The following is a 12,473-nucleotide window of genomic DNA, read 5'->3' on the forward strand; positions in this document are numbered from 1 at the left end:
GTGTTGTTTTTCGAAGTTACATGCCGTTCAGATGGGTGAGTTTAGTGGAACTGGTGGGTAGAAGAAGATGTTCCTTCTGCCATCGACGAAGTTCTTGAGGGGCAATGATTGCCCTCACGATCTGAACACTCATTACAGGGGATTGGCCGTGGAGAAAATACTTGTCACGGGCGGCGCCGGTTTCATCGGCCGCGCCGTCTGTCGCGAATTGCTGGGGCGGGGGTACGAGGTGCGTGTGCTCGACTGCCTGGTCGAGCAAGTTCACGGCGAAGGGGAACGGCCTGCGGATCTGGACAACCAAGTGGAGCTTCAGCGCGGCGACCTTCGTAATGGTCATGCCGTTGAGAAGGCGTTGCAAGGGATCGATGCCGTCGTCCATCTCGCCGCCGAAGTGGGTGTCGGCCAGTCGATGTACGAGGTCGAACGCTACACGTCCGTCAATGATGTTGGCACGGCGGTTTTGTTCGAGCGTTTGATCGATCGCCCGGTGCGGCGCGTCGTCACCGCGTCCTCGATGAGCATCTATGGTGAAGGGCTTTACCGCGACGTCGATGGTAAAATTGTCCAGGATGCCGAGCGCGGCGCGGTCGGAGACGGGCAGAAGAATTGGGAACCGCTTGACGGGGCCGGACGACCGTTGACCCCTGTCGCCACGCCGGAATGGAAGCGCCCCCAGCTCGCCTCAATTTACGCGCTCAACAAATATGTCCAGGAACGCATCACCCACATCATGACCGCGCCCTATGGCATGGAGGGCGTTTGCCTGCGCCTCTTCAACGTCTACGGCCCCGGCCAGGCGCTTTCAAACCCTTATACCGGCGTGCTGGCCATCTTCGCCGCCCGGTTGCTCAACGGCCAGAGCCCGATGATTTTCGAGGATGGCGAGCAGCGGCGCGATTTCGTCCATGTGAGCGATGTGGCGCGCGCCTTTGCTGACGCGCTGGAACTGCCCCAGGCGGCGGGTGGCACCTTCAACATCGGCTCCGGGCAGGATCGTTCCGTCACCGAAGTCGCGCAGAAGCTGGCCGCCGCGATGGGCCGCGAAGATATAGAACCGGAAATCGTCGGGAAGGCGCGGTCGGGCGACATTCGCCACTGCTTCTGCGACACGCGACTTGCCGAAGATGTGCTTGGCTTTCGTGCGCGGCAGGAGTTCAGCCAGGGCCTTGCCGAACTGGCCGAATGGGTGGCGCTGCAGACCGCCGACGATCGCGTCAATCAGGCGCGCGCCGAGCTAGAGGCAAGGGGGCTGGTGGCATGAGCCGCGCGGACAGACGGCCCGTCTTGGTGACGGGTGGCGCCGGCTTCATCGGCTGCAACATCGCCGACCGGCTGGCGAGCGAAGGCGAGGAAGTTCTCATCTATGACTCGCTCGCTCGCCCCGGCGTCGAGCGCAACCTCGCTTGGCTGGAGGAGCGGCACGGTGCCGCTATCATATCGGAGATAGGCGACACACGAGAGATGAGCCGCGTCGCCAGGCTGGTGGGCAGGGCCAAGGCCGTGTTTCATATGGCCGCACAGGTGGCGGTGACGACCAGCTTCATTGATCCGCGCGTGGATTTCGAAGTCAATGTGCTCGGAACGCTCAACGTGCTTGAAGCGGCGCGCCATTGCGCCACGCCGCCGCCTGTGATCTTCGCCTCCACCAACAAGGTCTATGGCAATCTTGAGGATCTGGAGATGCCGCTGGTCGATGGCGCCTACAAGCCCACCGATCCTACCATCCGCGCGCACGGTATCGACGAAAGCCGCCCGCTCGATTTTCACACGCCCTATGGATGCTCCAAGGGCGCGGCAGATCAATATGTCCTCGACTATGCGCGTAGCTTCGGCGTTCCGGCCGCCGTGCTGCGGATGAGCTGCATCTATGGTCAGCGGCAAATGGGAACGGAGGATCAGGGCTGGGTCGCCCATTTCCTCATCAGCGCGCTCCAGGGACGAAGCATCATTGTCTATGGCGATGGCTGCCAGGTGCGCGACATTTTGGATGTGAGCGACGCAGTGGACGCCTATCTCGCAGTCTGGCGCAACATCGATCGGCTCGCTGGCCAAGCCTTCAATCTGGGCGGCGGCGTCGAGAATGCCGTTAGCCTGCGACAGATCCTCGCCTTCATCGGCGACTATCTCGAACGCCCGCTGGCATTGGAGACGTCGGAATGGCGCGCGGGTGACCAGCGCTATTTCGTGGCGGATACGCGGATGTTGACGGAAGCGACCGGCCTTCATGTGCGCAAGCCTTGGCGCGAAGGGGTGGTGGATCTGGCCGACTGGCTCATCGCCGAGCGGCGCCAGCCGACGCAGAATGTGGAAGCGTCGGCCCGGCAGACGGCGAGGGCGATGTGATGGCGGGCGGGCATCTTTTGCTCACCGCAGATGCCGTCGGCGGGGTATGGCAATATTCGACCGATCTGGCGGCCGCGCTCCAGCCCTTTGGTTGGGAAGTGACGCTGGCCACGATGGGTCCGCCCTTGAGCGAGGTGCAGAGGAGCGAAGCCGCAGCCATCCCCAACCTGCAGGTCGTGGAAACGGGGCTAGAGCTGGACTGGCTGGCTACCGACGCCGCGTCTGTGCTCGCTGCCGAAACGCGGCTTGCCGAGTTGGCGGCCGATCTGCGGGTTGACCTGGTGCAGCTTCACACGCCTGCGCTGGTGAGTGCGGGACGCTATGCCTGTCCCGTCGTTGCCGTGCTGCACAGCTGCGTAGCGACCTGGTGGTCGGCTGTGAAGGAAGGCCCGATGCCCGCCGACTTCGCCTGGCGCTCAGGCTTGGTGCAGCACGGCCTGAAGCGCGCCATGCTGGCGGTCGCTCCAAGTGCGGCTTTCGCGCAGATGGCGCACCTCCACTATGGCGTGGTGCCGCTCGCGGTCCATAACGGCCGCTTCCTCCTCGTCCGCCCGCGCGCGATGGAGGACAGCGTCTTCACTGCGGGGCGTCTCTGGGACGAAGGCAAGAATCTGGGCGTTCTGGACGAAGTGGCCGATCGTCTCGCCTTGCCTTTCAACGCTGCTGGTCCGGTCAGTGGGCCAGGTGGCGCATCGATCAGATTCCGCGCGCTGCAGCCCCTTGGCACGCTCGACACGGGAGCGCTAGCGGATCAGCTCGCCAGCAAACCGCTGTTCGTCTCCGCCGCCCTTTACGAACCGTTCGGCTTGGCGGTGCTGGAGGCGGCGATCGCTGGTTGCGCGCTCATCCTCTCCGACATTCCGACTTTTCGCGAACTGTGGGACGGCGCGGCAATCTTCGTGGACCCCAACGATGCGCACGGCTTTGTTTCGGCGATCAACGAGACGATCGAAAATGTCGCCGCCCGGCAAGAGGCGGGCAGGCGGGCGCAGAAACGCGCGCGCCGCTATACACCAGCAGCCATGGCCGCGACGATGGCTCGGCACTACGCGGCGCTCCAGCGGAGGGCTGCGGCATGAAGATCCGCTACTTCACCCATTCGCTGCTGTCCTGCTGGAACCATGGCAACGCCCATTTCCTGCGAGGCCTTCTGCGCGAACTCGGCGCCATGGGGCATGACGTGCTCGCGCTGGAGCCGGAAGGCAATTGGAGCCTGTCCAACCTGCTCGCCGATCATGGCGAACAAGGACTCTTGGCGTTCCGCACCGCCTATCCCGAGCTTGCGACCCATAGCTATGGCCCGGACGCCGACCTCGACGAGATGCTCGATGGAGCGGACCTCGTCATCGTTCACGAGTGGAACGACCCTGCGCTGGTCTCCCGGATCGGCGCCAAGCGGGCAGGGGGAGGGGCTTTCACCCTGCTGTTCCATGACACGCATCATCGCGCCGTGTCCGACCCGGAGGCAATCCGCGCTTTCGACCTGTCGGGCTTCGACGGCGTCCTCGCGTTCGGCGAGGCGCTGTCGGACGTCTATCGCCGCTGGGGCTGGGGTAGCAGGGTCTGGACCTGGCATGAAGCGGCCGACATCCGACACTTTCATCCCCCAGAGCAGGAAGGCGAGCGCCACGGCCTCGTCTGGGTCGGCAACTGGGGGGATGGCGAGCGGACTGCCGAGCTGGAGGACTTTCTTTTCCGGCCGGCGCAAGAGGCGCAGCTTGCCCTGGATATTTACGGCGTGCGCTATCCGGCAGACGCCCTCGCTATGCTGAAGCGCTATGGCGCCGCCTATCATGGATGGGCGGCCAATGCGGCGGCCCCCATGATCTTCGCCCGGCATCTTGCGACCGTCCATGTGCCGCGCCGCTATTATACGCAGTTGCTGCCTGGAATCCCGACTATCCGCGTGTTCGAGGCGCTTGCCTGCGGCATTCCGCTCCTATCCGCGCCCTGGAGCGACAGCGAGGGGCTGTTCCGTCCGGGCAGGGATTTCCTCTTCGCCCGCGATGGCGCGGAGATAACACGCCACCTCCGCGCCATCAGCGCCGATCCCGATCTGCGTTCCTCGCTCGTTCGCAGTGGCCTTCAAACCATTCGCAGCCGTCACAGCTGCGCCCATCGCGCCCGTGAGCTGATGGACATTGTGGAAAGCCTCAACACGCCATTCCAAATCGTCAGGAGCGTTGCATGAAGATCGCCTTTTACGGCTCCAGCCTGCTTTCCTCCTACTGGAACGGCGCTGCCACCTATTATCGTGGCATTTTGCGTGAGCTGGCGCAGCGGGGCCATCAGGTCAGCTTCTACGAGCCCGACGCCTTCGACCGGCAGCAGCATCGCGACATCGATCCACCCGATTGGGCGCGGGTGGTGGTCTATCCCGCAACGCCCGAAGCGTTGCTGCGTGTGATGGATGAGGCTGCGGAGGCCGATGTGGTGGTGAAGGCGAGCGGCGTGGGCGTATTCGACGATGAATTGTTGGAAGGGGTGATGCAGCGCGCGCGACCGCATGCGCTGCGACTCTTCTGGGATGTCGATGCCGCCGCTACGCTCGACGAGATGCGTGCCCGTCCCGACCATCCGGTGCGGCGCGCGCTGCCCGGCCTCGACCTGGTTCTGACCTATGGTGGGGGCGAACAGGTGGTCAGTGCCTATCAAGCGATGGGGGCGGCGGAGTGCTTTCCCATTTACAACGCGCTCGATTCGGAGACCCACCATCCCGTCGCACCCGATCCGCGCTTTTCGGCTGATCTCGCGTTCCTGGGCAATCGCTTGCCTGACCGCGAACAGCGGGTGGAGGAGTTTTTCCTGAAGCCTGCCGCCCGCTTGCCCGACCAGCGCTTCCTGATCGGCGGCAATGGCTGGGAGACGAAGGCGATGCCCGCCAATGTCCGCCATCGCGGCCACGTCTACACGGCCGAGCATAACGCCTTCAACTGCACTCCACGCGCCGTGCTCAACGTAGCGCGCGACAGCATGGCGCATATCGGCTTTTCCCCCGCCACCCGCGTGTTCGAGGCGGCAGGAGCCGGTGCTTGCCTCATCACCGATGCCTGGGAAGGAATAGAATTGTTCCTGAAGCCGGGCGAGGAAGTGCTGGTGGCGCGCGACGGTCAGGATGTCGCGGATCACCTAGCAAGTCTGACGCCTGAACGCGCCAGGAGGATCGGACAGGCGGCGCTCGCCCGCGTCCTTGCCGAGCATTCCTATAAACTTCGCGGTGCTCAAATTGACGTAATCCTGCGCGATCGCTGCGCGAGGCGGCGTCAGTTCCAGCATGTCATGGAGGGAGCATGAAACTCGTCGTCCTCGGCCTCAGCCTCTCTTCCTCATGGGGCAACGGCCATGCCACCACCTTCCGCGCACTGCTCTCGGCTTTCGCCGATCGGGGGCACGAGATCCTGTTCCTGGAACGCGACGTCCCATGGTATGCCAGCCAGCGCGACCTGATCGACCCGCCCTATTGCCGTCTGCAATTCTATCAGGATCTGGTCGACCTGGACCACTGGCGATCGGAGATAGCGGCGGCGGACGCGGTCATGGTCGGCTCCTATGTGCCCGATGGCATAGCGGTCGGCGATTATGTCCAGCGGCATATGCGGGGCGTCGCCGCCTTCTACGACATCGACACGCCGGTCACGCTTGCCAGCCTGGATGAGGGATGCTGCGAATATCTCTCGCCCGGCCTCATCCGGGGCTATGATCTCTATTGCTCCTTTACCGGTGGCCCAACACTCGACCGGATCGAGCAGCATCATGGCTCCCCCATGGCGCGGGCGCTTTACTGCTCAGTAGATGTAAGCGCTTATCGGCCAATGGAGGTGCCCAAGCGCTGGGACCTGTCTTATCTCGGGACTTACAGTCCGGATCGTCAGCCAACGCTTGAGCGACTGCTGATCCAACCTGCGCGGTTGATGCCGGAGAAACGCTTTGTGGTGGCGGGGCCGCAATATCCCGACGATATCGAGTGGCCGGCCAATGTCGAGCGGATTGACCATTTGCCGCCCAGCGAACACGCAGCCTTCTATTCCGCGTCCCGCTACACGCTGAACGTCACGCGCGCCGACATGATCGCGGCCGGCTGGTCGCCTTCGGTCCGGCTGTTCGAGGCGGGCGCCTGTGGCACGACGATCATCTCGGACGTGTGGACGGGGCTTGAACATCTGCTGACGCCCAATCGCGAGATCCTGTTCGCCTGGAACAGCGAGCAGGTGATTGTGGCGCTAGATGAAGGCCGCGCCTCTGTCGGCGCGGCGGCCCGCAGTCGCATTCTGGCGGAGCACGCGTCGCAAGCCCGAGCGCGGGAACTGGAAATCTATCTGCGAGATGCTGCTGTAATGCAGTCGCAGGCGCGGATGGCGGCAGCAGAATGACAAGGACGATCGGCTGATGACGAAGAACAAGAATGTAAGCTTGGTCGCTGGCGGGGCCGGCTTCATCGGCTCCCATTTGTGCCGAGCGTTGCTCGATCGCGGCGACGATGTGATTTGCATCGACAATCTGCAAACCTCGCGCGAGGTCAATCTGGAGATGCTGGAAGGCCATCGCGCCTTTACCTTCTTCCGCGCCGACATCGTCGATCCGCTGCCTGATGCGGTTACGCGGCGGCGGGACATCAGCCGAATCTACAATCTCGCCTGTGCCGCGTCCCCGCCCCAATATCAGGCGGACCCGGAGCATACGATGCTGACGAGTGTGCTGGGCACCGACCGGCTGTTGCGGCTGGCGGAGCAATGTGGCGCGCGTTTCCTGCTCACCTCCACCAGCGAAGTCTATGGTGATCCCGAAGCGCATCCGCAGCGAGAGGATTATCGCGGCTGGGTGAACTGCACTGGCCCGCGCGCCTGCTATGACGAAGGAAAGCGCGCGGCCGAAGCTATGTCATTCGACTTTGCTCGCCTCGGACGCGCTGACGTTCGCGTGGCGCGCATCTTCAATACTTATGGGCCCAACATGCACCCTGATGATGGCCGCGTTATTTCAAACCTCGTCTGCCAGGCGCTTTCGGGGCAAGATATCACCATCTACGGCGACGGATCGCAGACGCGCAGCTTCTGCTTCGTTTCGGACATGGTGGATGGGCTGCTCCGGTTGATGGAAGCCCCTGTGCCGGACCTGGCGCCCGTCAATCTGGGTAATCCGGAAGAACATCGAATCCTCGACCTGCTCGACCATGTCGTTGCAGAGACCGGCACGATCTCGGACGTGAGGTTCACGCCGCTTCCCGTCGATGATCCGCGTCGGCGGCGCCCCGACATCAAGCGGGCGCGCAACTTGTTGGGATGGGAACCACAGGTCTCGCTCAAGGACGGATTGGCGATAACCTGCGCCTTCTTTGCCAAGGAAATCGGCATTCCAGCGCGGCGCAATAACATCGGAAGAGCATCGAATGTCAGTAGGGCTTACTCCTCCAGCGCTAGCGTGGCCGCAGAATGAGCGCGCGCTTGGACCCTGTTAGAGAAATACACTAACACATGTTGGCAAAGCCCTTTTCCTTTGCCGATCGGGGAACAGCTCCCCCGGGTGCTTTGTTGACGCGATACCCATTCAGCAAGGATCAGCCATGGCCGACACGATCGATCCCGCGCGTGCGGACGACGCTCCGCTTGCGACTTCCAAACATGTTTCCGCTGCGGTGGACAGCGCGTCCGATGCGCTGATCGAAACTCCCAGCGGCGCTGCCGACACGCTTGTCGGCTGCACCGTCACCATTAATCGTCCGCGCGCTGAACTTTTCGCCTATTGGCGCGATCTCACGCAGCTTCCGACCTTCATGGAGAATGTCGAGCAGGTAGAGAGGCTCGACGACAAACGATCGCGCTGGGTGGTCAAGGCACCAGCCGGGAAAACCGTCGAGTGGATATCGGCGATTACCGAGGAACGGGACGGCGAGGTCATCGCCTGGGCGTCGGAGGACGGCGCCGATGTGCCCAATAGCGGCCGGGTCGACTTCCGCGACGCGCAGGGCGATCGCGGCACGATCGTCACCGCGACCATCCTCTACGATCCGCCCGCCGGCATTATCGGCAAAGTGATTGCCAAAATGTTTCAGCGCGAACCGGCGATCCAGGCAAGGCGCGACCTACGTCGCTTCAAGCAGCTCATGGAGACTGGCGAAATCGCCACTGGCGCGCGTAATCGCCGCCTCCAGGAAGAGGGGAAGAACTGATGCGTGCTCTTGCCTGGCATGGAAAACATGATGTGCGCGTCGATACAGTCGATGATCCGGAAATCCTCAACCCGCGCGATGCGATCATCAAGGTGACCGCGACCGCGATCTGCGGATCGGACCTTCATTTGTATGATGGCTATATCCCGACGATGCAGTCGGGCGATATTCTCGGCCATGAATTTATGGGTGAGGTGGTCGAGGTCGGCCCCAAATCGACGTTGCAGAAGGGGCAGCGTGTCGTGGTGCCCTTCACCATTTCGTGCGGCGCCTGCTATCATTGTTCGAAGCACCAATATTCGGCATGCGACAACGGCCTGCCCGCCGACAATCAGGATATCGCACAGCAATTATACGGCCAGCCCATGGCTGGGCTGTTCGGCTACAGCCACATGACTGGCGGCTATTCGGGCGGACAGGCCGAATATGTCCGCATTCCGTTCAGCGATGTCGGACCAATCGTCATTCCCGAGGGAGTTGAAGACGAAAAGGTGCTGTTCCTTTCCGATATCCTCCCCACCGGATGGATGGCGGCGGAAAATGCGCAGATTGAGCCGGGCGACACCATCGCCGTCTGGGGCTGCGGCCCGGTCGGGCTGTTCGCGGTCCAGTCGGCATTCCTGATGGGCGCGGAGCGGGTCATCGCGATCGACCATTTTCCCCATCGCCTCGAACTCGCCAAGCGCTTCGGCGCGGAGACGATCAATTTCGAGGATAGCAGGACCTACGAAGCGCTGATGGAGATGACCGGCGGCATCGGTCCTGACGCCTGCATCGACGCGGTCGGGTTGGAGGCACACGGCTTCTTCGTTGACAATGTGATCGACCAGATCAAGGCATCGACTTTCCTCGGCACCGACCGCGCCCATGCGATCCGCCAGGCGATCATCGCGTGCCGAAAGGGCGGACGCGTGTCGATGCCGGCAGTCTATGGCGGTTTCGTCGATAAATTTCCACTGGGTGCGTTGATGGAGAAGGGGCTGACGCTCAAGACCGGCCAGACCCATGTCCAGCATTATATGCCCGGCCTGCTCCAGGCGATCCTGGAGGGTAAGATCGATACGACCTTCCTGATCAGCCACACCCTCCCGCTCGAACAGGCGCCGCAGGGATACAAGATGTTCCACGACAATCAGAATGAGGTGACCAAGGTCGTGCTGAAGCCCGGCATGGAAACCCGAATGTCGGCGGAGTAACCGACATGAACAGGAAACTGGCCGTCATCACCGGCGCTTCGACTGGAATCGGTTATGAACTCGCGAAGCTGGCGGCACAGGACGGCTACGACCTGATCGTCGTTGCCGACGAGCCGCAGATCGAGGCGTCTGCCGACCAGTTCCGCAAATATGATGTACATGTCGAGGCGGTCGAAGCCGACCTTTCCGGCATCGACGGCGTCGAGCGGCTTCTGGCCGCTGCCGCTGGACGGCCGATCGACGTGCTGATCGCCAATGCCGGGATCGGCACCGGCGGGCCGTTCCTGAAACAGGATGTCGCGAAGTGGCGCCACTCGATCGACACCAATGTCACCGGCACCGCCTTTCTGCTTCAGAAGGTGCTCAACGACATGGTCGCGCGCGGCCAGGGCCGAGTGCTCGTGACCGGGTCGATCGCGGGCTATATCCCCGGCGCGTTCAATGCGATCTACAACGCGACCAAATCCTTCATCAACTATTTCACCGAAGCGCTGCGGAACGAGCTCAAGGAGGTTGAGGGCGTCACGCTGACGACGCTGATGCCCGGGGCGACCGACACCGAATTTTTCGCCCGCGCTGGCATGCTCGACACCGACGTAGGGCAGGATGACAGCAAGGCGGACCCCGCGAAGGTCGCGCAGGATGGCTGGGCCGCCATGATCGATGGCAAAGACCACATCGTCTCGGGCCTCAGCAACAAGCTGCGGGTGGCTGCGTCCGGCGTAGTGCCCCAGGCGGTGCTTGCGGAAATGCACCGCAGCATGGCCGAGCCAGGTTCCGGAAAGAGCTGATTCATGGCCGGAAAATGGTCGCAGGATGAAACGGAGGAATTGGACGCGCTCGACCTGGAGGAGGGCCTGTTCAAGAAGAAGGATCCTTGAGAGATCTCAATCCAACCCCAAAGCAGCGCAAGGCGCTCGAACAGGCGGAGGATGAACTCCGCGCATTGCTCGACCAGAAATGAGGAGAACCACGATGGCAGACGAACATACCGGAACCCAGCCGCACCCCAATCTCTCGACCGAACCGGGCCGAAAGGAGCTCGCATCGAACACGCGCACCCAGACTCAATCTGACCCCAATCTTTCGACGGAGCATCAGCGCGAAGGCGATGCACGCAGCCCGAGCGATACGCTTGATCGCGGGCAGGACACCCCTGGTGGCCAGCCGCCGGAACGAGTCGAGGATCGACCGGTCGTTGGGACGGTTAAGCCCGAAGATTATCCCAAGGATGGCGCGGCAGACTGATGCAAACTTTTGGCGGCGTCACGAAACGGCTGCTGACGCGCAGTAAGTATCCCCTAATAATGGGTCATTGAGGGGGAGGCGGCAGGAGGCCGCCTACCATCAGGACCTGTGCGGCCAGTCGGTCAAGAGCCGGAGGATTTCGGCCGTCGGCGTTTTCACAAGGTCCTTGTCTACTTCCGCGATCAGCCTTTTCCTGATCGCCGACGTATAATGGTCCCGAAGGACATGAAGTGTGGCCGGAGGCGCGACGACGATGATGTCCGCTTCATTCCCGTCGATGGCTTTCGCCAAGGCCTCTGCCGCTTCCATGGCAAAACGATCTTCCTGCAGTCGATGAATATCGGTCTGCTGATAGCTGTTCCTGGCACCGCCCATGCTTGAAAAACTGACGCCCGGCGCGTCAGCCAACTGTTCCCGATTGGGCGGGTTGTCGATTTCGCGATGGGCGACGACTGAGAGCTCCGGGTAAAGGGCATCGCCCTCATTCCTCATCATCAGTGTCTTCGAGCCATCGGTCACGAGCAGGATCGTTCCATAGGCGATTTTCATGATCAGTTTTCCTTCAGCTGCCGGCCTCCCGATAAAGGTCGCAAGCTCGTCGGATGTGCGGGAAGAGGAATCCCGGCCCGTCCGCGGACGCATTATGGGCAATCCGGCCCTGAGCGCGATATTGGGGCTTTCCCTTATGGCCCGGAATGTTTTCGTGGCGATGATAGGTTCATCGGCTCGGCTCGCATGAGCCCGGGGAGATCGAGGAGAGAAACGTGCAGCTGCCTGCGCCCAGCCGCCATCCCACGGCCGCTCGCCCGGATCCGTCAGAAAGGGGGCAAACGGGTGAGGGCCTTCGCGGTTGAGGCGGAGATCGACCAGGCGAGTGGTTCACCCTTGCCGATGCGTGTGGCAAGATGCTGGCCAGCCAGACGTCGTTGCTTGCGGCGCTGGAGCAGGCGGTGCCCGCGCGCTGAAATAGGGTCGACCGCCATTGGATTTTCAGCAGGAGGCGAACGTATGAGCCTGACGGCGCAGCTTTTGATCGCGACCGGCGCCGTTGCGGCGACCGTGATCATCCATCTGACTGGGCTGGCGGCCCTGCTCGCCATACTGCGCCGTCATCGCCATGCGACGCGGATGATCGTGGCATTGGTGGTAAATGGCATGGCCATCTTGCTTGCCGCATTCGGGCTGTTTGCGCTTCATGCCATCGAAATCTGGCTCTGGGCTGCATTGTACCGGGTGCTGGGCATCTTTCCCGGTCTCGAAGAAGCGCTGTATTTTTCAACATCCACCTATGTGACCATCGGCTATGGCGATGTCGTCCTGCCAGCAGGTGAGAGGATATTAGGCGTGATCGAGGGGGCCAACGGCATCATATTGATCGGCTGGTCGACCGCGTTCTTCTTTTCGATCGTCGATCGGTTGAAGCTGTTGGAACGGAACCTGCAAAAAGGCTGACTTATACCATCGTGCTCGGTCTTCGACCGATCACAAGTGGTTTTGCTCAGGCGCCGCGCGGGCTTTGC

The 12,473-nt window shown here is 62.3% G+C and carries 14 protein-coding genes; 12 read left to right on the forward strand and 2 right to left on the reverse strand.

Going from position 1 to position 12,473, the window contains the following annotated elements:
• Window positions 1–148: 148 nt before the first annotated feature.
• The 11 genes from K663_RS04915 (at window position 149) to K663_RS04965 (ending at window position 10,953) form a co-directional block, all read left to right on the forward strand.
• Window positions 149–1,261, forward strand: coding sequence for an NAD-dependent epimerase/dehydratase family protein (locus K663_RS04915; protein ID WP_062114811.1), 1,113 nt, complete (start codon window positions 149–151; stop codon window positions 1,259–1,261).
• On the forward strand, window positions 1,258–2,343 hold the full coding sequence (locus K663_RS04920) for an NAD-dependent epimerase/dehydratase family protein (protein ID WP_062114813.1): 1,086 nt from the start codon (window positions 1,258–1,260) through the stop codon (window positions 2,341–2,343). Before K663_RS04915 ends, K663_RS04920 begins: the two co-directional genes overlap by 4 nt.
• Window positions 2,343–3,422 carry a glycosyltransferase family 4 protein gene (locus tag K663_RS04925; protein ID WP_062114814.1) on the forward strand — a complete coding sequence of 360 codons (1,080 nt, stop codon included), beginning with the start codon at window positions 2,343–2,345 and terminating at the stop codon, window positions 3,420–3,422. Before K663_RS04920 ends, K663_RS04925 begins: the two co-directional genes overlap by 1 nt.
• The gene (locus tag K663_RS04930) at window positions 3,419–4,534 is read left to right on the forward strand and encodes a CgeB family protein (protein ID WP_062114816.1); all 1,116 of its coding nucleotides are present in this window, start codon (window positions 3,419–3,421) and stop codon (window positions 4,532–4,534) included. Before K663_RS04925 ends, K663_RS04930 begins: the two co-directional genes overlap by 4 nt.
• A complete protein-coding gene (locus K663_RS04935) occupies window positions 4,531–5,637 on the forward strand; it encodes a CgeB family protein (RefSeq protein ID WP_062114818.1) in 1,107 nt (368 codons plus the stop codon). The genes K663_RS04930 and K663_RS04935 overlap by 4 nt, the downstream gene beginning before the upstream one ends.
• On the forward strand, window positions 5,634–6,713 hold the full coding sequence (locus K663_RS04940; protein ID WP_062114821.1) for a CgeB family protein: 1,080 nt from the start codon (window positions 5,634–5,636) through the stop codon (window positions 6,711–6,713). The genes K663_RS04935 and K663_RS04940 overlap by 4 nt, the downstream gene beginning before the upstream one ends.
• 16 nt (window positions 6,714–6,729) lie before the next feature.
• The gene (locus K663_RS04945) at window positions 6,730–7,776 is read left to right on the forward strand and encodes a UDP-glucuronic acid decarboxylase family protein (RefSeq protein ID WP_062114824.1); all 1,047 of its coding nucleotides are present in this window, start codon (window positions 6,730–6,732) and stop codon (window positions 7,774–7,776) included.
• A 127-nt stretch (window positions 7,777–7,903) separates the two neighbouring features.
• A complete protein-coding gene (locus tag K663_RS04950; RefSeq protein ID WP_062114827.1) occupies window positions 7,904–8,509 on the forward strand; it encodes an SRPBCC family protein in 606 nt (201 codons plus the stop codon).
• The gene (locus K663_RS04955) at window positions 8,509–9,705 is read left to right on the forward strand and encodes a zinc-dependent alcohol dehydrogenase (RefSeq protein WP_062114830.1); all 1,197 of its coding nucleotides are present in this window, start codon (window positions 8,509–8,511) and stop codon (window positions 9,703–9,705) included. Before K663_RS04950 ends, K663_RS04955 begins: the two co-directional genes overlap by 1 nt.
• A 5-nt stretch (window positions 9,706–9,710) precedes the next feature.
• A complete protein-coding gene (locus tag K663_RS04960; protein ID WP_062114834.1) occupies window positions 9,711–10,496 on the forward strand; it encodes an SDR family NAD(P)-dependent oxidoreductase in 786 nt (261 codons plus the stop codon).
• Between the two features lie 184 nt (window positions 10,497–10,680).
• The gene (locus tag K663_RS04965) at window positions 10,681–10,953 is read left to right on the forward strand and encodes a hypothetical protein (protein ID WP_062114837.1); all 273 of its coding nucleotides are present in this window, start codon (window positions 10,681–10,683) and stop codon (window positions 10,951–10,953) included.
• Window positions 10,954–11,052: 99 nt separating this feature from the next.
• Here K663_RS04965 and K663_RS04970 read toward each other — a convergent pair whose 3' ends face one another.
• Together K663_RS04970 and K663_RS24280 are read right to left on the reverse strand one after the other, a co-directional pair.
• A complete protein-coding gene (locus K663_RS04970; protein WP_062114840.1) occupies window positions 11,053–11,502 on the reverse strand; it encodes a baeRF12 domain-containing protein in 450 nt (149 codons plus the stop codon).
• Between the two features lie 266 nt (window positions 11,503–11,768).
• Window positions 11,769–11,936, reverse strand: coding sequence for a hypothetical protein (locus K663_RS24280; RefSeq protein ID WP_158511154.1), 168 nt, complete (start codon window positions 11,934–11,936; stop codon window positions 11,769–11,771).
• 25 nt (window positions 11,937–11,961) lie between these two features.
• On the opposite strand from K663_RS24280, the gene K663_RS04980 reads away from it, so the two are divergent.
• Complete coding sequence (locus K663_RS04980) at window positions 11,962–12,405, forward strand: potassium channel family protein (protein ID WP_062114846.1); 444 nt, start codon at window positions 11,962–11,964, stop codon at window positions 12,403–12,405.
• Window positions 12,406–12,473 lie beyond the last annotated feature (68 nt).

The organism is Sphingobium sp. MI1205, from assembly GCF_001563285.1.
GTDB lineage: Bacteria > Pseudomonadota > Alphaproteobacteria > Sphingomonadales > Sphingomonadaceae > Sphingobium.